At 65.3% G+C, this 18,943-nt stretch carries 14 protein-coding genes, 1 other RNA gene and 1 pseudogene; 10 read left to right on the top strand and 6 right to left on the bottom strand.

Annotated elements, in window-relative coordinates; genetic code table 11:
* Positions 1-13 precede the first annotated feature (13 nt).
* A complete protein-coding gene (locus tag ACCQ06_RS09980; protein WP_316692096.1) occupies positions 14-1,144 on the top strand; it encodes a glycosyltransferase family 4 protein in 1,131 nt (376 codons plus the stop codon).
* The gene (locus ACCQ06_RS09985; protein ID WP_316692098.1) at positions 1,141-2,262 is read left to right on the top strand and encodes a glycosyltransferase family 4 protein; all 1,122 of its coding nucleotides are present in this window, start codon (positions 1,141-1,143) and stop codon (positions 2,260-2,262) included. The genes ACCQ06_RS09980 and ACCQ06_RS09985 overlap by 4 nt, the downstream gene beginning before the upstream one ends.
* A gap of 364 nt (positions 2,263-2,626) precedes the next feature.
* Here the strand turns inward: ACCQ06_RS09985 and ACCQ06_RS09990 are convergent, their stop codons facing one another.
* Together ACCQ06_RS09990 and ACCQ06_RS09995 are read right to left on the bottom strand one after the other, a co-directional pair.
* On the bottom strand, positions 2,627-3,841 hold the full coding sequence (locus ACCQ06_RS09990) for a nucleotidyltransferase family protein (protein ID WP_316692100.1): 1,215 nt from the start codon (positions 3,839-3,841) through the stop codon (positions 2,627-2,629).
* A 161-nt stretch (positions 3,842-4,002) separates the two neighbouring features.
* Positions 4,003-5,557, bottom strand: a pseudogene (locus ACCQ06_RS09995) (B12-binding domain-containing radical SAM protein).
* A 156-nt stretch (positions 5,558-5,713) separates the two neighbouring features.
* Here ACCQ06_RS09995 and ACCQ06_RS10000 point away from each other — a divergent pair.
* The gene (locus tag ACCQ06_RS10000) at positions 5,714-6,784 is read left to right on the top strand and encodes a phosphoenolpyruvate carboxykinase (ATP) (RefSeq protein ID WP_316692102.1); all 1,071 of its coding nucleotides are present in this window, start codon (positions 5,714-5,716) and stop codon (positions 6,782-6,784) included.
* Positions 6,785-6,862: 78 nt separating this feature from the next.
* The gene (locus ACCQ06_RS10005; RefSeq protein WP_316692103.1) at positions 6,863-8,590 is read left to right on the top strand and encodes an ATP-binding cassette domain-containing protein; all 1,728 of its coding nucleotides are present in this window, start codon (positions 6,863-6,865) and stop codon (positions 8,588-8,590) included.
* 45 nt (positions 8,591-8,635) lie between these two features.
* On the opposite strand, the gene ACCQ06_RS10010 is transcribed toward ACCQ06_RS10005, so the two are convergent.
* On the bottom strand, positions 8,636-10,039 hold the full coding sequence (locus ACCQ06_RS10010; protein ID WP_316692104.1) for an MFS transporter: 1,404 nt from the start codon (positions 10,037-10,039) through the stop codon (positions 8,636-8,638).
* A 198-nt stretch (positions 10,040-10,237) separates the two neighbouring features.
* On the opposite strand from ACCQ06_RS10010, the gene ACCQ06_RS10015 reads away from it, so the two are divergent.
* From ACCQ06_RS10015 to ACCQ06_RS10025, 3 genes are all read left to right on the top strand, one after another.
* A non-coding RNA gene (locus ACCQ06_RS10015) (sX9 sRNA) lies at positions 10,238-10,314 on the top strand.
* Positions 10,315-10,455: 141 nt separating this feature from the next.
* Positions 10,456-11,457, top strand: a complete 1,002-nt coding sequence (locus tag ACCQ06_RS10020) for an LLM class flavin-dependent oxidoreductase (RefSeq protein WP_316692106.1) — start codon at positions 10,456-10,458, stop codon at positions 11,455-11,457.
* Positions 11,458-11,517: 60 nt separating this feature from the next.
* Positions 11,518-12,018 carry a pyridoxamine 5'-phosphate oxidase family protein gene (locus tag ACCQ06_RS10025; protein WP_010363632.1) on the top strand — a complete coding sequence of 167 codons (501 nt, stop codon included), beginning with the start codon at positions 11,518-11,520 and terminating at the stop codon, positions 12,016-12,018.
* Between the two features lie 439 nt (positions 12,019-12,457).
* Here the strand turns inward: ACCQ06_RS10025 and ACCQ06_RS10030 are convergent, their stop codons facing one another.
* Both ACCQ06_RS10030 and ACCQ06_RS10035 read right to left on the bottom strand, forming a co-directional pair.
* Positions 12,458-13,129, bottom strand: coding sequence for an exopolysaccharide biosynthesis protein (locus tag ACCQ06_RS10030; protein WP_316692108.1), 672 nt, complete (start codon positions 13,127-13,129; stop codon positions 12,458-12,460).
* Entirely contained in the window at positions 13,113-14,453 is a 1,341-nt protein-coding gene (locus ACCQ06_RS10035; protein ID WP_316692110.1) for a hemolysin family protein, read from the bottom strand. The genes ACCQ06_RS10030 and ACCQ06_RS10035 overlap by 17 nt, the downstream gene beginning before the upstream one ends.
* A gap of 274 nt (positions 14,454-14,727) precedes the next feature.
* On the opposite strand from ACCQ06_RS10035, the gene ACCQ06_RS10040 reads away from it, so the two are divergent.
* The 3 genes from ACCQ06_RS10040 (at position 14,728) to ACCQ06_RS10050 (ending at position 17,361) form a co-directional block, all read left to right on the top strand.
* Positions 14,728-15,354, top strand: coding sequence for a DUF47 domain-containing protein (locus tag ACCQ06_RS10040; RefSeq protein WP_005992439.1), 627 nt, complete (start codon positions 14,728-14,730; stop codon positions 15,352-15,354).
* Between the two features lie 9 nt (positions 15,355-15,363).
* On the top strand, positions 15,364-16,491 hold the full coding sequence (locus ACCQ06_RS10045) for an inorganic phosphate transporter (protein ID WP_104616181.1): 1,128 nt from the start codon (positions 15,364-15,366) through the stop codon (positions 16,489-16,491).
* 108 nt (positions 16,492-16,599) lie between these two features.
* Positions 16,600-17,361: a YdcF family protein gene (locus ACCQ06_RS10050; protein WP_104616180.1), complete on the top strand. Its 762-nt coding sequence runs from the start codon at positions 16,600-16,602 to the stop codon at positions 17,359-17,361.
* A gap of 61 nt (positions 17,362-17,422) precedes the next feature.
* Here ACCQ06_RS10050 and ACCQ06_RS10055 read toward each other — a convergent pair whose 3' ends face one another.
* Complete coding sequence (locus tag ACCQ06_RS10055; RefSeq protein ID WP_316692112.1) at positions 17,423-18,925, bottom strand: S10 family peptidase; 1,503 nt, start codon at positions 18,923-18,925, stop codon at positions 17,423-17,425.
* Positions 18,926-18,943 lie beyond the last annotated feature (18 nt).

Below are 18,943 nucleotides of genomic sequence, written 5' to 3' on the forward strand. Positions count from 1 at the left end.
CGGCAATCGCGCCGTGACCCTGCATGTTGCACAGCTCAATCTGCTGCCAACGCCTGTCGGTTTGAGCGCTGAGCAGGTCTTCGCGCACTGGCCTTCGCTTGCCGACATTGCCGAGGCGGTGGCCAGCGCAGGTGTGCGCGTTTCGGTGATCCAGGCTTCTGCATTGAACACGCAGATCGCACGGCAGGGCGTCGATTATCGCTTCGTCGCGCTTGGTCCACGCGGAAGCGCTGCGCGCGCGGCCACGTTGTCGGCGCTGTTGCGCGACATCGGCGCCGATGTCATCCACGTGCATGGCCTGGAATTTGCTGGCGATGCGCGCAGGCTTGCGCGCCTGCTGCCGCACATGCCGATCCTGCTGCAGGAGCATGCCAATCGCCCGCCACATTGGTGGAACAGGGCAGTGTGGCGGGCTCGCTATGGCGCCGCTGCCGGCATCGCGTTTACCTCGCTGGAGATGGCACAGCCGTTTGTGCGCGCGCGCCTGTTTCGCAGCCGTACGCAGCTGTTTGCGATTCCCGAATCCAGCAGCCGCTTCTTGGCAGGTGATTGCCTGCTGGCACGCGAGCAGACGCAACTGCATGGCGACCCGTGCGTGCTGTGGATTGGCCATTTGAGCGCAGCCAAGGACCCGCTGTGCGTGCTCGATGCGGTTGCCATGGCAGCCGGCCTCTTGCCCGGTTTGCGGCTGTGGTGCGTGTTCGATCAGGCCCCCTTGCTGGAACGGGTGCAGCAGCGGATGCGCGACGATGCGCGTCTGGCGCGGTGTGTGCAGTTGTTGGGCAAGGTCGAGCATGCGCGCGTGCAGGCACTGTTGCAGGCGAGCGACGTCTTCGTGTCCGCCAGCCACGCGGAGAGCTGCGGCTATGCGGCACTGGAAGCCTATGCTTGCGGCGCGCTGCCGTTGTTGACCGACATTCCGGCCTTCCGCGCACTCAGCGATGACGGCGCGGTCGGCGAGCTATGGCCGGTGGGCGATGCCAGCGCATTGTCGGAATTGTTGTTGCGCGTTGCGCGGCAGCGGCCCAGCCGTGCGCAGGTGCGGGCGCATTTTGATACGCGGCTGTCGTTCGCGGCAGTGGGGCAGCGCTGGGCGCAGGCGTATGCAAGCCTGCTGAAGCCAATGCGAGCGCGCCCGCGATGAAGTTGGCGCTGGTGGTGCCGGGCGGGGTGGATCGCAGCGGCGACGTTCGCGTGATTCCGGTATTCCTGACCTTGATCGAATGGCTGGCACGCAGCCACGAGGTGCACGTGTTCGTGCTGCATCAGGAACCCTTGCCCGATACCTGGATGCTGCGCGGCGCCAAGGTGCACAACATCGGCGCGCGACGTACGCGGCTGCGTGCCATCGGCGCCATTGTCGAAGAACATCGGCGCGCCCCGTTCGCGGTGATCCAGGCGATCTTTTCCGGCTATTGCAGCCTGATTGCGGTGAGTGCAGCCAAGCTGCTGCGACGTCCCAGCGTGGTGCATATCGCCGGCGGTGAACTGGTGGCGCTACATGCCATCGGCTACGGCGGCCGGCGGCGGTGGCGCGGGCGCCTGCGCGAAGCGGTCATCCTGCGCCTGGCCGATCGTGTGACCGCTGCCAGCGCGCCGATCATTGATTCGTTGCAAGCGCTCGGTATCGGCGCGCAGCGCGTGCCGTTAGGGGTGGATCTGCGGGCCTGGCAGCCAGTACCACCGCGCCCGCGCGAAGGCGTAGTTGCACGTTTGCTGCACGTGGCCAGCCTCAATCCGGTCAAGGACCAGAGCACCTTGCTGCGCGCGATGGTCGCACTCAAGCGGGCCGGCGTCGCCTTTACGCTGGACATGGTCGGTGTCGACACGCTGGACGGTGCCATGCAGCACCTGGTACAGCAGCTGGATCTGCAGCAGCAGGTACGCTTTCTCGGCTTCAAGACCCAGCGCGAATTGCGCCCGATCATGCTGGCCGCCGACCTGCTGGTGATGTCGTCCCTGCACGAAGCAGGGCCGATGGTGCTGCTGGAAGCGGCCGTGGCCGGTGTTCCGACCGTCGGCACGGCTGTCGGGCATTTAGTGGAATGGGCGCCGATCGCTGCGCTGGCGGTGCCGCCAGGCGATTGGGCGGGCATGGCCGAAGCCATTCGGCAAGTGCTCGGCGATGACGAACTGCGCCTGCGTCTGGCATGGGCAGCGCAGTGCCGCGCGGTGCGCGAAGACGCGGCCATGACCACGCGTCTGTTCGAACAGATCTACCGTCAGTTATGCGAGCGCAGGCCGCTGGGCTCGACAAACTAGAGCGACCGCAAAACCTATTGCGCAACTGCCAGGCTGAAAAAGCTGGTACTCGGTTCGGCATATGGCACGCGGACCCGGCGGAGCTGAGCGCGCCGGCCATATCCACCTGGCGACTGCTCGCCACGTTGTTTTGATCGCGCTCGAGGGCGCGATTCAACGACACATCGTGCGCAGCCAGTACGCACTCTGTAGTCCAGAGGCAATGTAGCGTGGCTAATCACGAAGCAATCCACTGATTGCTGCATTCCTCAGTCATCTTGACCGCGACGACCAACGCAGCATGCAAGGCCGGTGTCGGCGCATGTTCCGCGCCAACGCAGCCATCAGATGCCAGCACGGCATGCCACAGGACAGCAACGCAGCCTTATGCAGGCTGCAGATACCCATCGAGCGCGGCACGCACCACATACAGCATGTCGGTGCGCGGGACCGGCCGGGTCAGCCGGGTCATCAGGCGGCGGGCCTGGGTCTGGCGCACCCACGGTTGGTCTTGCAGCCACAACTGGGTCTGCAACATGTCGGCACGCTCCTTGCGGCTCTCTGCCGACGGCACCACGCGTTGGTGCAGATACTGCCGCGCCTCACGCAACGATCCCGACCACTCGATACCGGGCAGTGCCGACAACCACAGGTTCGAGCACGAGGCCGTGGTCAACGTTTGCCGGGCGGCACGGATACGCAGTAGCCGCGGACACTGCGCATGCAGGCGCGCCATCACCGTCGCTGGCACCACCGCGCGGTAATAGCGCTGCAGCAACAACAGCGGCGGCAAGGCCCACCAGGGCGAGATGGCCGGGTCTTCCCACAGCTCCTGCCAGTCGCGTGAGCCCATGCGCGTTGCCAGCAACGCCAGATCGTGCAGATGCATCAACCGGATGCTGCGGTGACAGATACCGCCGGCCGCGTGCAGCAGCAGGTGGCACATCAAGGCGCCGGTGGAGGGGTACGGATTCAGCCCAGGCTGTGGGCGTTCCGGCCAGATCCACGCGGTGATGTCCACGCTGCGCACCGGCAGGCGTTCCTGGATGCGCGTATGCAGCTCGATGTTGATCGGCGCGTCGCGGTGCTCGCCCAAGCCGGCAACGGCGTCGCCGTGCAGCGGTTTGAACACCTGGTGCTTCCATTGTTCGAACGACGCCACGTAGCCAAGTTCGCACAACAACGCTGCCGCCGTAGGCGCGTCCTCTGGCTGCACCAGCAGGTCGATGTCGGCCATCGGGCGATCGCCGGGCAGATACACGCCAAGCCGATGCAGGGCGCTGCCCTTCAGCCCCACCAGCGCGACGCCCGCGCTACGTGCGGCTGCATCGATCTGCGTCAGCAGCAGCGCAATCCGCCGGTGCCGGTCTTCGACATGGCGGCGTTGCTCGCTCAGGAAGGCCGTCCATTCGGCGTTCTGCCACAACGAGCGCCGCTGCAGCAACGGCGACACGCCATGCGCCGCCGCGGCCGCCGCGGCCAGCTGCCACTGCAGCCGGTCCCACTGCGGCGCGTTGTCGCCAGGCTGCGCCAGCTCGTGCGCCAGCTGCTCGGTGGCAGTGTGCAGGCCATGTCTGATGGTGCGAAGCGAAGGCTGCATGCAGGTGATCCGGAAAGTCGAACAGGTTGGCGAACAGGATGGCGATGGAGGATGCTGGTGATGCGGCTGGCGGGCGGTGATGCCAGTGCGGCAGTGCTGCAATGCGACTCGCGCGCATGCCCCATCAAGGCGGTCACGCGGCTGCTTGCTGCCGTGGTTGATCAGCCCACCAGCACCGTTTCCAGTTGGCGTGGCTGACGCGCCGCCAGGGTGGCGAGCGGCTCGGTGCGGTGGAGATGTTCCGATGCGATCAATGCGGCCCAACGCGCTTCCAGCTGCTCTGACGCTTGCGAAACGGCGTCGGCCGTCATCGTCGTGCGCGCCTGCTGCAGGTCGACCTGGGTATGCAGCAGATTGCGCACGCTGCGATAGAACTCCGAGTCGTAGGCACCATGGAACATCATCGCCAGGTCGTCGCTGTCCTGCCAATGCGTCTTGCCGCCCAGCTGGTTCTTCACTTCTTCATAGAACTTGGTGCCGGGCAGGGGATACGACACGCTGACGCCGATGATGTCCGGGTTGGCCTGTGTCACCAGTGCGCGCGTGGCCAGAATGTCGTCGAGCTCCTCGCCCAGATACCCCAGCTGGATGAAGAAGCCTACGCGAATGCCATGTGCGCCCAGCCGTTCGCGTGCAGCGATCACCTCGGCCACCTGCGTGCCCTTGGTCATCTTGTCGAGGATGCGCTGGCTGCCGCTTTCTGCGCCAATCCAAGCTTCCGTACAACCAGCACGCGACAGCGCGGCGGCCATGCGATCGCTGGCCAGATCGGCGCGGGTCTGGATGGTGAACGGGATGGCGCCGTCGGCCTCGCTCAAGTGCTGCGCAAATGTCTCGACCCAATCGATATGGAAGCCGAAGATATCGTCGGCCATCCACAGATGGTCGGGCTGGAAGTTGCGTTTGAGATGGATCATCTCTGCGGCCACGTCTTCGGCGCCGCGACGTTTGTAATGGTTGCCCCAGATCGGCTTGGCGCACCAGTTGCAGCGGAACGGGCAGCCACGCGAGGCCGCCATGTTCAAGCTGAAATAGCCATGCCGTTGCTGCCAGAACTGCCGATAGCGCGGCATGTCGACCAGGTCCCAGGCAGGCAGCCCGCTCAGGCGTGCATCCGGTGGCTGCGCACCGGGATGCGCGCGCGCGGCCACCGGGTCGCTGGTGGCAATGCGCGCAACGCCCGCCAGCCAGGCCTGGTCATCGAGGTGCGGGGTGGCTTCCACACGTTCGATCAGTTCGATCAACGGCGCGATGCCTTCGCCGATCAAGACCGCATGTGCGCCGGCGGCCAGAAATACATCGGGGTTGTCGGAGGCATCCGAGCCCGCCACCAACACCCGACACCCGGCGGCGCGCGCCTGCCCGATCATGCGGCAGGCCGCGTCGCGCATCCGGCTCAGGCACATCTTGGTGAGAAAATTGAAGTTGTCTTCGTAGAACACCACCAGGTCCGGCTGTGCCTCATGCAGCGCGCCGGCATAGTCCTCCACGTCGTCGGCCAGCATGGCGTCGAACAGGCTCAGCGCATGCCCACGCTCGCGCAGCAACGCGGCAATCTGTAAGGTGGCCAACGGCGGATACGGCTTGCCGCGCTCCCATTGTTTCGGGTCGTAACGCAGGAAATACGAATGACTGACCTGGATCTTTAGCATCTGCACAAGGCTCTCGTTCTGTTGCCAGATGACGCGCAGCGGTAGCATGCGCAGACACCGGCATTCGGCTCGGCAGTAGGTGCGCACGCAGGCGCCTTTGGTTGCGCCATCGCGCTGCGTAGTAGCGTCGCTGTGATGCGCCAGTTCAGCGCATGCGGCAATGCAACCTTTCGCGATACAACGCGCACACACGGGTTGATCGATGCAATGGATGACAGGCATGCCGCAGTCGGCTGCGTTGGCGCAACACATGCCGGTGAGCGAGCACGCATGCGTGGTTCCGCCGGGTACGCTCGCACCGGACACGGGCGCGGCAGACCCGTTCGGCGAGCAGCGTGCGCGGCGCTTCAGCGTGCAGCGGCAGGTCCTCGGTGCGCTCTTCCACTTTCATAGCGATAGCGAGGCGCTGTTGGCGCTGGTCGATGCCGCCTATGCCGGCCTGCCGGCGCACTGCCTGCCTGCCGCACCGCAGTTCCATCTCACGCTGGATCTGGTGCAACGCGCGCCGGGCGCTGTCGTCGATGTACCGCCGCCGGTACGCACGCATGCGGTTGGCGGGCTGGTCTGCGGCATGATGGATGCCTGCAACTACCTGATGCTCTCGGTGCCCGAGCGCCGCGCGATGCTGGTGGTGTCCGAAGACATGCTGGCGCATGCCTATCACGTGCGTTATGAGCTCATCGAATTTGCGGTGTTCCTGCTTGCCGCACGTGGCATCGGGCTGGTGCCCTTGCATGGTGCCTGCGTGGGCCGGCACGGTCGCTGTGTGCTATTGCTTGGCGCCAGTGGCGCGGGCAAATCCACCCTGGCGCTGCACAGTCTGCTGCACGGCCTGGAGTTCATTGCCGAAGATGGCGTGTTCGTGGCGCCGGAGAGTCTGCTGACCACCGGTGTGGCCAACTTTCTGCATCTAAGGCCGGAATCGCTTGGCCTGCTCGATGCGCGCACGCGCGCATGGATCACTGCAGCGCCCAGCATTCGTCGCCGCAGCGGCGTGGAAAAGTACGAGGTCGATATTCGCCACGGCCATGCCACGCTTGCGTCCACGCCATTGCAGCTAAGCGCGGTATTGATGCTGTCCAGCCAGCCTGCCGATGCCTCAGCACCAAGCCTGGTGCCGGTGCCGCTCACGCAGATTGCCCAATCCCTGGCGCGCGACCAGCCGTACGCTGCCGGTCAGCCCGGCTGGCAGCGGTTTGTTGCGCAGGTGCAGCGCGTGGGCATGTTTACCCTGCGCCGCGGTCCGCACCCGCATGCCTCGGTGGAGGCCGTGCTGCAGGTGTTGCGATGACGGGCTTGCCTATCTCGCACGCGTGCGGTGTGGCGCGTGTCGCGGACCGAATGGCCCATCAAGCCTGCGGCGCAGCTGATGCATAAGCCCGCACATAGCGTCCGGATGCAAGCGGCGCTGCGCAGCTTTACCGACACGCTGGTGCCCGCAGACCTGCCGGCTGTCGCGCTGTACGTCGTGCTGTCGCTGGCCGCCGCATGCGTTGGCAGCATCGTCGCAGTGTGCCTGGTACCGCTGGTGCAACCCGGCCACAGCGTGCAGTTGGCCGGCTACCAACTCGCATTGCCGGGTGGTCTGCCGTTGCAGGTGAGCCTGTTTGTGGTGGTGAGCCTGTTGTTCGCTGCGCTACGTTGGTGCGGGGCGCGCCTGGCCGCACGCCTGACCAGCCGCTATGCAGTTGGCCTGCGTCGACGTGTGCATGCCGCGTTGATCGATGCGCCGTTACCGGCATTGGCTGGCGCCAGCTCGGCAGAGATCGCCAACGTACTCACCTACAACATCGAGATCGCCACGCAAGGCTTCAGCGCCGTGCTGCAGTTGTTGGTGGCGGGCATCACTGCAGTGGTGAGCGTGTGCATTGCCGTGTTGATTGCACCTGCGCTGCTGTTTGCAACGCCGCTGCTGTTGCTGCTGGCCTGGTTGGGTGTGCGCCTGTCCAGCAGCGATGCGCAGGCACGCATCAGCCGCGACTATGTGGCCGACATGACGCAGCTGTTCTGGTTGAGCGAGGATTTCCCGCGTCGCCTGCGTCATGTGCGTTCGTTCCAGCGCGAAGCGGTCGAAATGCAGCATTACGAACGCATTTCGACGCGGTTGGGGCAGGGCTACGCGCAGCAGCAGGAACTGGTGGCCAGCAGCCGGTTGGTCCTGGAACTCACCGCCGTGGCCGCAATCGCCGGTATTTTGGTGCTGGCCAATCTGTGGCAAGGTGCCGACCGCGCCGCGCTGATCACCGTCAGTCTGCTGCTCGGCCGTTTGTTGCCGTATCTGGTCACCACGCGGCAGAGCGTGCAGCAATTGCGTTCTGCCTGGCCGGCGCTGCAGTTGTGGCGGCGCCATGTGGATCTGGGTGCAACGCGCTTGCAGGCATCGGTCGACGCAGCGCAGCCGCTGCCGGCCGCCTTGCATGTGGAGCGCATCGAGCTGGCGGCGCCGTTGCCTGCGCTGGATATCGGCCCGCTGCTGCTGGTGCCCGGCCAAATGGCCTTGATCGTCGGGGCCTCCGGCGTCGGCAAGAGCAGCTTGATGGATGTGCTCTCCGGGCAGACGCCGCCCGCAGCGTTCGATGCGCACATGGGCGGGCGTCGGCTGGATTTTGCCGCTTATCGGCAACTGATCCGGCACAGCGCCTACATCGGCCAGGGCGTGCGGCCCTGGCAGCGCACGGTGCGCGACTGCCTGGACTGGGCGTTGCCGGGTGCCACCGAGGCCCGCATGTGGCAGGCGCTGGCCGATGTCGGTTTGCACGCGCGTCTGCAGCGCGACGGTCATGGCTTGCTGACAGCGATCAACGGCCCGGAAAGCCGCCTGTCTGGCGGCGAGTTGCAACGCCTGCTGTTGGCGCAAGTGTTGCTGCGCGCGCCGACCCTGGCGGTGCTGGACGAGGCGACCAGTGCACTCGACGCGCAGGCCGAACATCAGCTGCTGTGTACTTTGCGACAGCGTCTGCCGCACACCGTGCTGGTGGTGGTCTCGCATCGCACCAGCCTGGCCTCGGTGGCCGATCGCACCATCGCGCTTGGGCAGGCAGCGGTTTTGCAGCCGCAGGGCAAGAGCGCGGCCTTGGTGACACGCTACGGGGCATGACGTGCGCCGCGTGCATCTCCGAGCTGTCACATCACTGCGCACGCGCTAGCGGGCAATCTCTTCCAGCGCACGATTGCGCGTGCGCGGCCCGAATACGGCGATCACGCTCGCCACGATCGACATGCTTATCACGATGAAGGTCAGCACGCCATGGCTGCCGACCTGCGCAAGCAGCCAACCGATCAACACGCTGCTCACCGCCGTCGACAGACGGCTGAACGAGTAGCAAAACCCCACTGCCCGCGCACGCAATCCGGTGGGGAACAGTTCGGCCTGATAGCCATGGTAGGCAAAGCTCATCCAGGCATTGCAGAACGCGATCATGGCCCCGCACAGCACCATGCCGATGGCGTCATGCTGCAGCGAAAACAGCACGCCAAACAACACCGCGCCCAGCGCCGACGCGGTGATCTGCCACTTGTTTTCCCAGCGCTGCGCAAAGCGCAGCAACAGCAGGGGCGCAAGCGGGTAGGCCAGCGAGATCGCAAACGAATAGCCCAGGCTCTTGGTGACACCGGTGCCTTGCGCTGCAATCAGCGCCGGTAACCAATTGCCGAAGCCGAAGAAACCGATGGCCTGAAAAATATGGAATACCACCAGCATGCCGATGCGCCCGCGATACGGCGCCTGCCACAAGGCCGATACCCGCGCCTGAGCGGCAGGCACTGCGGCAGCCAGCTGCGGCTCGGGCAATGGCGCGCCGATATCGCGCACGCAGCGCGCTTCCAGTTGATTCAGCACCGCATCCGCTTCGGCATGGCGGCCTTGCGCGGCAAGCCAGCGCGCCGATTCCGGCAAGCGGCTGCGCAACCACCAGATCGCCAGGGCAAACACACCGCTCAGCAACACCACCCAGCGCCAGCCGCTCACTCCCAGCGGCGCATGCGGCACCAGTAGCCAGGCGGTCAGGGCCACCGTGGGGACCGCCAGAAACTGCACGAAGAAGGCGAACGCAAACGCCGCGCTGCGCATGTGCCGCGGCACCAGCTCGGACAGGTACGTATCGATGGTCACCAGCTCGATGCCCAGCCCGATCCCCACCACGAAGCGCAGCACGATGACCCCGGTGGCCGTGCTCTGCAGGCCCATCGCCACGGTGGCGGCGGTGTACCAGACCAGTGCGAAGGTGAACACCAGGCGGCGGCCGAAGCGGTCGGCGAACGGACTCAACAGCGCGGCGCCGACGAACAGGCCAAGAAACGTGGCCGCAGCGAACGCAGCCTGATCCGACATGCCAAACACCCCATCGGCCCCCTTGGCAAAAATGCCGTCGGCAATCAGTCCCGGGCTGATGTAGGCGGTTTGGAACAGGTCGTACAACTCGAAGAACCCGCCCAGCGCCAGCAGGCCGACCAACCGCCACAACGTCGCGCTGGCCGGCAGTCGGTCGATGCGCGCGGCAATCTGTGCGGCACTGGAGTCAGGGGTGGCTGAGGCGCTCATCGCCATCGTTGTCTCGCATTGCCAGGTCAACCCGCATCATAGCCAGCGGCCTGATCCGGTAGCTCCGGCCCTTCGTGGCACCGGCAACGTGTTCGCGCCTTGGTCGATGCATCTCTGCTGCAGCGGCGCGGCCATCTGTCCATAGAGCGGTCGATAAAACGACTGTGCTGCCGTTAGGCGGGCGCGGCTGGTGGCAGGTGCGGCATGGACCACCGTGCACTTCGGTCCTTGTGAGCCGTCCACATCCACCTGACGACTTTCCGCACATTGGGTTGTCAGCCGCGCTCGATGACGCAGGCCCTTGTCGGCGCCCGGTGTTCGGCTGCTGGAATGCTGTAATCCTGTCAGCGTCAGGCAAGCGGCTGGCAATGCCGCTCGGGCAGCCCCATCTCTTGCACATCACTTAGTTCCGGAGCCGTCCGATGACGCCCATTTCCGTGCTCGACCTGGCGCCCGTCTGCGAAGGCAGCGACACCACCCACGCCTTCGCCAACATGCTCGATCTGGCGCAACACGCCGAGCGCTGGGGGTATCAGCGGTATTGGTTGGCCGAGCACCACAACATGCCGGGCATTGCCAGCGCCGCCACGGCGGTGTTGATCGGCCACGTCGCCGGCGGCACCAAGACCATTCGCGTCGGTTCCGGCGGCATCATGCTGCCCAATCACGCACCGCTGCAGGTGGCCGAACAGTTCGGCACGCTGGCGTCGCTGTATCCGCAGCGCATCGATCTGGGCCTGGGCCGCGCGCCCGGAACCGACCAACCCACCGCGCGCGCCTTGCGCCGCTATTTCGACAGCGCCGACCAGTTCCCGCAGGACGTGGCCGAGTTGCTGCGTTACTTCGCCCCTGCGGTGCCGGGGCAGTTGGTGCAGGCGGTTCCCGGTGCCGGGCTCGACGTACCGGTGTGGCTGCTGGGGTCCAGTCTGTTCAGTGCGCGCCTGGCGGCCGCCATGGGGTTGTCGTTCGCGTTCGCCTCGCATTTCGCGCCCGATGCGATGGACGAGGCGGTGGCGATATACCGCCGCGAATTCCGCCCGTCCGCGCAGTTGTCCAAGCCGCACGTCATGCTCGCCCTGAACGTGGTGGCTGCCGAGACCCAAGCGCAGGCGCGTCGGTTGTTCACCACCCAGCAGCAGAGTTTCGTCAATTTGCGTCGCGGCAAGCCCGGCAAGATCCCGCCGCCCATCGATGACATCGACAGCTTCTGGCAGCCGCATGAGCGGGTTGGCGTCGAGCGTGCCCTTGCATGCACCGTGCTCGGCGATGCCGACCAGGTCGCGCAGGGCGTGGCCGCCTTTATCGATCGCCACGGCCCGGATGAGTTGTTGTTCACCGCCAACATCTACGACCACGCCGCGCGCCTGCGTTCGTTCGAGATCGCGGCAGAAGCGGTGCGCGAGCTGGACGTGACCACGGCGTGATTCACGTTGCTTTGCGCGGCAATCCGCTCAGATGCGTGCATCTCCATTGGGAACACAGGCATGCAATTTCAGGAACGTAGCGAGAGCATCAAGCAGTTGGCGGAATTGATTCGCGGCGTGGACATTGCGATGTTCACGACCGTCTCGGCGGACGGCAAGTTGGTTAGCCGCCCGCTGGGCACGCAGGAGGTCGAGTTCGACGGCGACCTGTGGTTCGCCACCGCCGCCGACAGCCCGAAAGTGGCGGAAATCGCCGCAGACCCGCGCGTCAATGTGGCCTACGCCTCGGCATCCAAGAATACCTATGTGTCGGTCGCCGGCACCGCCCGCGTGGTGCACGACCGCGCCAAGATCGACGCGTTGTGGTCGCCGGCAATGAAGGTGTTTTTCCCTGGCGGCAAGGACGACCCCAACCTGCGTCTGATCCACGTGCGTGCCGAGTCGGCAGAGTATTGGGACGGCCCAAGCGGCCTGCTGGGCAAGGCGCTGTATTTCGTCATGACCGCCGTCACCGACGATACCGCCAGCCTCTCGGACAACCGCGTGGTCGATCTGAAGTAAGCAAGACCTGACGTAAGCGCAAAGACTTGATCTGAGCACCAGGACCTGACGTAACCGACAAGTCCCGATCTAATGACCAAGGCTTGTCTTTAGCACGCCGATCGGGCGTTCTAGACGATTCGTCATTCTAAATGCGGCGAAAACCAATCGCCGCACGGGCCGTCTGGGTTCCATATGGCGCAAGGCTTCGCTTACAACGCAACGTTATCCGCATGGTGCGTACGCGACACCACGGCAACCCAAGATCGCTCAATGGCACGCCAAGCGCTTTAGCCCCTCTCCTGCGGGAGAGGGGGTGAGGGTACGTCCGCCAGCAACGTCGACGTTGAACGAACATCCCAACCAGCCTTCGCCAGCGAAGAAGTGTCACCCATTCCAGCGTCAGAGCTGATCCGTCAGCGCCAGCAAGCCCAATCCGGCGCGCACGCGCCGGTAGAACTCAACGCCACGCCACCGGCCACCACCCACGAATCAGATCCAGCAACTGATCCGAGGTGATGCCGAACACCGCGATCGACACCAGCGCCGCGGCCCAGCCGACCAGCATCAATGCGCCGTCGCGCTCCAGCAATGCGAGCGCAAACAGCAGCAGGATCAGGCCGAACAGATAGTTGGTAAACGGGATCGGCAGCGTCAGCAAGATACCGATCAGCACCAGCAGCAACCCGGTGAACACCTGCGCCGGTATCCGATCGAGCATGCCGTGCAAACGCGGCTTGAGCACGCGGTCCAGCCGCTGCAGCGTCGGCGCCAGTTTCGCCACGAAGCGCTGACTGGTGCGTCGCCGCGGCCCGCGCTCGCCGATGAAGGCCGGCACCCACGGCTTGCGCAGGCAGCACATCATCTGCACGCCGATCAGCACCGTCAGCGGCCCGCTGATGCCGCCGGCCACGCCCGGGATCGGGATGAACGACGGCAGGATCGCCAGGAACAAAAACACCCCGAACGCGCTCTGCTGCAGGTCGGCCAGGATTTCGCGCACCCGCAGCACATGCTCCGGATCGCCGTCGCTGAAGGCCGCCAGCAAGCTGCGGATGCCTTCATTGCGGTAGCGCATCTGCTCGCCGCCGGAGTCGTCGGATGGCGGGACGCCGTTATCCGACGATGTCATCGCTATCCTCGTCGCCGATGCGGCTCAACAGCAGCTTGTCCACACGTGCGCCATCCAGATCCACGATCTCGATGCGCCAACCGGCCCAATCGAAGAATTCGCCAGCCTGCGGAATGCGTCCGAAGTAGTAAATGCACAGCCCGGCCAGCGTGTGGTAATCGCCTTCGTCGGCTTCCGGTAGTTCGGCGCCCAGCACTTCGCGCAATTCTTCCACCGGCAGCGAGCCGTCGATCAGCAGCGAGCCATCGGCACGGGTGATCACCAGCGCGTCTTCGTCGGTGTTTTCCACCGCCTGCAGGCGGCCGACGACCGCGCCCATCAGATCGCTGATGGTCACCAACCCGCGGATCTCGCCGTATTCGTCCACCACCAACGCCATCGACTGCTGTTCTTCGCGAAAGATCTCCAGCAGCTTCATCGCATGCGTGGACTCGGACACGAACAAGGTATCGCGCAGTGCCTGGAACAGGTTCTCGCCATGCCCGCCCAGCCGCGTGACCAGCGATTTGACTTCCAACACGCCGGCAATGTCCTGGTCGCTGCCGCGATACACCGGGTAACGCGAGAACTCGTGCTCGCGCATCATCTGCAGGTTACGTTCCGGCTCGGCATTGGCATCCAGCCAGGCGATGCGGTTGCGCGGCGTCATCAGGCTGTCGGCGGTGCGGTCGCCCAGGCGCATCACCCGGTTCATCATGTCGCGCTCGTGCGCGTCGATCACGCCGGCTTCGTGGCTTTCGGCCACCAGCATGCGGATCTCTTCTTCGGTGATCGATGCCGATTCGTCCTTGCCCATGCCCAGCATGCGCAGCACCAACCGCGTGGAGCGCGCCAGCACCCACACCCCGGGCGCGGCGATCTTGGCCAGCCAGGTCATCGGCACCGCGACAAAACCGGCGATGTCCTCGGAATTGCGCAACGCCAGCCGCTTGGGCACCAGCTCGCCGAAGATCAGTGTCAGGAAGGTGATCAGCGCCACCGCCAGGGTGCTGCCGATCACTGCCGAATACGGTTTGGGGTCGCCAACCAACGAGAAAGTGGCCGACAGCGCAGGGAAGGCCAGCTGCAGCCGCTCGCCGATCGCCTCGCCGATGGCTTCGCCCCCGAACAGGCCGGTCAGGATGCCGATCGAGGTGATACCGATCTGGACCGTGGACAGGAAGTTCTCCGGGCTCTCGGCCAAGGCCAGCGCCCGCGCGGCGCGCTTGCTGGAGCCGGCCATCTGCTTCAGGCGGCTCTTGCGCGAGGTCATCAGCGACATCTCCGACATGGCGAAGAAGCCGTTCAACACGATCAGTGCGATGACGATCAAAAACTCAACCACGGGCGTCTTCCCCGGTCAGTGAAGGGGAGGGCGGGCAAGCACGAGGTTGGCCGGCGCGCGCGAAGGCGGGGCGGCAACGGGGAAATATAGGGTCGTCTTCCATAGGGTGCGCCCGAAGGCGCGGGGGCATGTTAGCAAATCGCAGGGTGATTCGAGCCGGGAAATGCCGGTGTGAAGGCCGCACGCGGCGCCGATATACCCAGACAGGTCATGGAACGGTCATAATTCGTCCTTGGCGCCCGTCTCTCCCTCGACGGCAGGAAGTTCTCCACCCATGTTCTCGTTGCAGACCATCTTCGGCTCCGGCAAGCAGTTCTATGCGCTTCTGAACGAAGCGGCGCAGGCCGCCTACGACAGCACCAAGGCGTTGCACGCCATGATGCGCACGTCCGACCGGCAACCGGCGCTGGACGCCTTCAAGCTGGCCCGCCTGCGCGAACGCGCCGCCTCCGACAAGATCGGCCAGGCGCTGGTCGACAGCTTCATGACCCCGATCGAGCGCGAAGACATCGAAGCGCTGGGCTCGGCGCTGTACAAGATTCCCAAGCAGGTCGAAAAATTCGCCGACCGCTATTCGTTGGCCACCAAGCACCTGGAACACATCGACTTCGCTCCGCGCGCGGCGATGCTGGAGCAGGCCGCCGCGGTAGTGGTGGAAATGGTCACCGACCTGCCGCAGATGAACATCGATCGCATGACTGCGCTCAACGACAAGCTGCGCACGCTGGAAAACGAGGCCGACCGCCTGATGCTCGAGCTGTACCGCGACATCTATTCCGGCCGCCTGGACACGCTGCAGATGTTCCTGCTCAAGGAGTTCTTCGAGATCCTGGAAAAAGCCATCGACCGTTGCCGCGAGGCAGGGGTGGTGGTGTACCAGATCGTATTGAAGAACAGCTGAGGTCGCCGCGTGCTTACCCTTGTTCTGGTGGTGATCCTGGCCGCGTTGGTGTTCGAGTTCATCAACGGCTTCCACGACACCGCCAATTCCATCGCCACCGTCGTCGCCACCAAGGTGTTGTCGCCCGGCTGGGCGGTGATGCTGGCCGCCGGCATGAACCTGATCGGCGCCCTGACCGGCACTGCGGTGGCGTTGACCATCGCCTCGGGACTGCTCAACACCAACGTGGTCGAGGTCACCCCGCAGGTGATTTTGTGCGCGCTGCTGGGCGGCATCATCTGGAACCTGATCACCTGGTGGAAGGGCCTGCCGTCGTCGTCCTCGCATGCGCTGATCGGCGGCCTGTGCGGCGCCGGTCTGGCCGCCGCGCACAACAATTGGGACGCGTTGATCTGGTCGGAAAGCGTCGGCAACTGGGCCAAGAACAAGGGGCTGTTGTGGAAGGTGTTCGTGCCGATGATCACCTCGCCGATCGCCGGCTTCCTGCTCGGTATCGTGGTGATGCTGCTGCTGTGGGCCATCATCGCCGGCATGTCGCGGCTCGGTGGCCCGATCGGGCGACTGGCGCGGCCGCGCTGGGTCAATGCGTTCTTCGGCAAGGCGCAGATCGCCTCGGCTGCATACATGGGCTACGCCCATGGCCATAACGATGCGCAGAAGACCATGGGCATCATCGCCATGACCCTGATCGGCGCGCAGTCGGCCGGTGCACTGGACAACCTGCCGAGCTGGCTGGCGTTCCTGCATCCGGGCACCGGCCTGGCCGCCGGCGACGGCATCCCGATGTGGATCGTGCTGACCTGCGCGGTGGTGATGGCGGCCGGCACCGCATCCGGTGGCTGGAAGATCATCAAGACGCTCGGCCACAAGATGGTCAAGCTGCATCCCATCCACGGCTTTGCCGCCGAAACCAGCTCGGCCACCGTGCTCACCGTGGCTGCGCATTTCGGCATGCCGGTGTCGACCACGCACAGCATTTCCACCGCGATCATGGGTGTGGGGTTTGCCAAGAACCCTCGCTCGCTGCGGCTTGGCGTGATCGAGCGCATTGTGTGGGCGTGGATTCTCACCATCCCCGCTGCAGGCGGTGTGGCGTATCTGATCCTGACGCTGTTCGAGCTGTTTGGCTGGACCTGAGCCGATGTCGCGGTGCGGTCACGCGCCGCTGTCACGCTGCGGTGTTATTGCGCTGGGGATCTGCCGTGACCGGGTCTGCCTGCGCGTGCTGAGTGAGAACCTTCCGCGATGATGCTTGCCCTGGTGTGCGTGTTGTTCGGCTTGGCCTGGTTGATCGACCGTCGCGGATCGCGGCAGTTGTCGCGCGTGCTGGCCGGGGCCAGCCTGGCGCTGGTGTTCGCGGTCGGTTGCGGGCCGCTGCCATCGTGGATGCTGCAGAACCTGCAGCGTACCGGCGTCAATGATTTCAATGCGTGGGGCGCGCGCAACGTCATCGTGCTGCTGGGCGCCGGCACCGTGCGTCCGGAAGGCCGCGATGCGGTGGCCGAGGCCAATCTGTTCGCCTACGGCCGCATCGTCGAATCGGCGCGGCTGTACCGGCAATGCCGGCACAGCGGCGGCGATTGCAAGATCGAGATCAGTGGCGGCGACGCCCGCGGCCTGGGCCTGTCGGAGGCGGTGGTGTATCAGCGCGTGTTGATCGGGCTGGGGATCGATCAAGCGGATCTGATCATGGAGCCGTCCAGCATGAACACCTGGCAGAACGCGCAGTTCAGTCAGCCCTTGCTGCGCGCGCACCGGCCCGATCGCGTCGTTCTGGTGTCCTCGGCCACGCATCTGCGCCGCGCCGAGCTGTACTTCCGGCACTTCGGGATCGATGCCATCCCGGTGCGCGCCGACTGGCTGACCGCCTCCTGGTCGATCCTGCCGCAGAGCTACAACTTCACCCTGGCCGATGTCGCCTTGCACGAATACCTGGGCATCGCGCGGTATCGGCTGTACCAGTGGATGGGCTGGAACGTGAAAGCGACCGCGCCCGGCGCGGTCTAACGCGTCACGACGCGGTTGATTCATCGCCGGGCGTGAGTCGCACGCCCGGTACTGCATGCGCTCAGCGCGTTTCGTACATCGCCTTGACGTCGCGACGGAACGCGGCCTGGCTATCGGCGCGGTTGTAGAACATGTGGCCGCCCGGATATTCGTGTACCTGCACGCGGTTAGGGTCGCCCATCGCCGGCATCTGATCCACGGTGAGCACCGAGCCCATGAACGGGCAGGAGAGATCGTTCCAGCCATGTGCGATCAGCACCCGCAGCTTGGGGTCGATCGCCACCGACTGACGCAGCTGCGTCACCGCGCCCTTGCGCAGCTCATCGCCCCAGTCCCACGCCGTATTGACCTCGTAATTGATCGCCTGATAGCGGGCATCGACTTTCCAGCCGACGATCCGGGTGACGAAGTCCACCATCGCGGTGGTGGTCGGGGCGATGATGCTGTCCAGCAGCGGGTCGCTGGCGCGCTGCGTGGGGTCGTTGGGGAACGGGTCGAAGGCGGTCACGTTGGCGTCGTAGCGGCTACCCAGCTCGCCCTTGTCGCGAAACACTTCGCGCAGATATGCCTGCGTTTCCAGGCGTCCACCGGAGCGGCGCACATAGGCCGGATCCAGCCCTGTCATGCGGGTGACCTGCTGCAGCATCGCCTCGTTGGCCTGCGGGTCGGTGCGGCCTTTCATCAGCGCCACCGCGTAGTCGCTGCGGGTGTAGTCGATCACCTGGCGCATCGCGCTGTCGCTGAGTTGGCCCTGGCGCTCCAGGTGCGCAGCGGCGATCGAGGGCAGGGTCAGCATCCACGCCAGCGGCGAGACGTCGCTGTTGTCGTCCAGGGTCGGGTTGAGAAACGGCGAGACCAGCACCACACCGCTCATGGCCACGCCAAGGCGGGTCTGCAGATACTGGGTGATGCGCGGGCCGCGGAAACCGCCATAACTTTCGCCGACCAGATACTTGCGCGTCTGCAGGCGGCGATTCTTCAGCAACCAATCGTAGATCACACGCGAGAGATACTCGACGTCGGCCTGCGGGTTGTAGAACTGCTTCTTGGCCTCGTCATCGCCGATCAGTGCGCGGCTGAAACCGGTGCCGACCGGGTCGATGAACACCAGGTCGGTGAAGTCCAGCCAGGTGCCCGGATTGTCGCGCAAGGTCGCCGGCGCAGATGCACTGTCGCCTTCGGCGCCGAAGGCGACCACCTTCGGCCCGATCGCACCCATGTTCAGATAGACCGACGCCGCGCCCGGCCCGCCGTTCAAGGCAAAGGTCACCGGGCGGTCCTTGCCGTCCACGGTATAAGCGGTGAATACCACCTCGCCGGTGGTCTTGCCCTGCGCATCGCGCACCGGCAACGTGCCGACGGTGGCGGTGTAACTCAGCGTTCGCTCGGCAAGGCGCGTACTTTGGCGCACGCTGACATCGGCCGGCAGCGGTGCGGGTTTGCTCGCAGCGGTATCGGCCTTGGCGTCAGGCTTGGAATCGGTCTTGCTGTCCTGCGCGGCGGCGAATGCCGGGACGCCGAACAGCAGGCAGGCCAGCAGGCCGGTATGGAACAAGGAGGGCATGGGCAATCGGCATTGGAA

The sequence above is a fragment of the Xanthomonas sp. NCPPB 4467 genome, assembly GCF_041475665.2.
GTDB lineage: Bacteria > Pseudomonadota > Gammaproteobacteria > Xanthomonadales > Xanthomonadaceae > Xanthomonas > Xanthomonas dyei.

What these genes read in the sequence shown, in the direction of transcription:
- ACCQ06_RS09985 (WP_316692098.1), top strand. Translation starts at nt 1,141, where the DNA reads ATGAAGTTGGCGCTGGTGGTGCCGGGCGGGGTGGATCGCAGCGGCGAC.
- ACCQ06_RS09990 (WP_316692100.1), bottom strand. Translation starts at nt 3,841, where the DNA reads ATGCAGCCTTCGCTTCGCACCATCAGACATGGCCTGCACACTGCCACC.
- ACCQ06_RS10000 (WP_316692102.1), top strand. Translation starts at nt 5,714, where the DNA reads ATGCCGCAGTCGGCTGCGTTGGCGCAACACATGCCGGTGAGCGAGCAC.
- ACCQ06_RS10005 (WP_316692103.1), top strand. Translation starts at nt 6,863, where the DNA reads ATGCATAAGCCCGCACATAGCGTCCGGATGCAAGCGGCGCTGCGCAGC.
- ACCQ06_RS10010 (WP_316692104.1), bottom strand. Translation starts at nt 10,039, where the DNA reads ATGGCGATGAGCGCCTCAGCCACCCCTGACTCCAGTGCCGCACAGATT.
- ACCQ06_RS10020 (WP_316692106.1), top strand. Translation starts at nt 10,456, where the DNA reads ATGACGCCCATTTCCGTGCTCGACCTGGCGCCCGTCTGCGAAGGCAGC.
- ACCQ06_RS10025 (WP_010363632.1), top strand. Translation starts at nt 11,518, where the DNA reads ATGCAATTTCAGGAACGTAGCGAGAGCATCAAGCAGTTGGCGGAATTG.
- ACCQ06_RS10030 (WP_316692108.1), bottom strand. Translation starts at nt 13,129, where the DNA reads ATGACATCGTCGGATAACGGCGTCCCGCCATCCGACGACTCCGGCGGC.
- ACCQ06_RS10040 (WP_005992439.1), top strand. Translation starts at nt 14,728, where the DNA reads ATGTTCTCGTTGCAGACCATCTTCGGCTCCGGCAAGCAGTTCTATGCG.
- ACCQ06_RS10050 (WP_104616180.1), top strand. Translation starts at nt 16,600, where the DNA reads ATGATGCTTGCCCTGGTGTGCGTGTTGTTCGGCTTGGCCTGGTTGATC.
- ACCQ06_RS10055 (WP_316692112.1), bottom strand. Translation starts at nt 18,925, where the DNA reads ATGCCCTCCTTGTTCCATACCGGCCTGCTGGCCTGCCTGCTGTTCGGC.